At 62.4% G+C, this 630-nt stretch carries 1 protein-coding gene; it reads right to left on the reverse strand.

Annotation, left to right across the window (positions count from 1 at the left end; all coding sequences use genetic code 11):
* The coding region (locus P7F28_RS05940; RefSeq protein ID WP_277183560.1) for a transposase at positions 1-452 on the reverse strand (452 nt) is incomplete at its 3' end.
* Between the last annotated feature and the right edge of the window lie 178 nt (positions 453-630).

The following is a 630-nucleotide window of genomic DNA, read 5'->3' on the forward strand; positions in this document are numbered from 1 at the left end:
TCGATCATGGCCGATACCAGCGACGCATCACCAGCGGTGCAGTCCAGCCGGAGCGTCACCCCGTTGGGCATCTCCACCGTCAGTTGCGAGCGCAAGGCCGGATTTGTGCCCGCAGGCTCGGATGCGGGCTTCGAGATGCTGGTCCGCTCAACGAGCTCATCGCGACAAACCGCGCGGACCGTCACAAATGCCGATGGCACGGCGAGTGTCGTCGCATCATCGACAATATCCGGCGTCCCCGCAGCGCGGCGGCGTTGCTCATGCAGCTTGATCCATCGGCGCAGCAGATTCGCGTTCACGCCGGCTTTGAGCGCCAGCCCGGCCACTGAAACACCGGGTTGCAGGCAGGCCTCGATGAGCCTACGTTTGGATTGCGAGTCGTAGCGACGCTTGCCGTCGCGCCCGACGAGAGTAACTGCGAGAAGCGCCGTATCTGAACCGGTCTGAGTCATGGGCTGTGTCCACAGAATATCAGTGGACGCAGCTTGCCTTGCTCTCAACCCAGATGCTATGTGCGCGAAAATTCGCGCTTACCCTACATCCGTGAGCTCGAGGCAAGCAACCGCCGCTGCTACGCAGCCTCATCAAGCTTGCGCAACTCGGTGGTTACCTTGCGCGTGCCAGCGACCC

The organism is Caballeronia sp. BR00000012568055 (assembly GCF_029439455.1).
Taxonomy (GTDB): Bacteria; Pseudomonadota; Gammaproteobacteria; order Burkholderiales; family Burkholderiaceae; genus Caballeronia.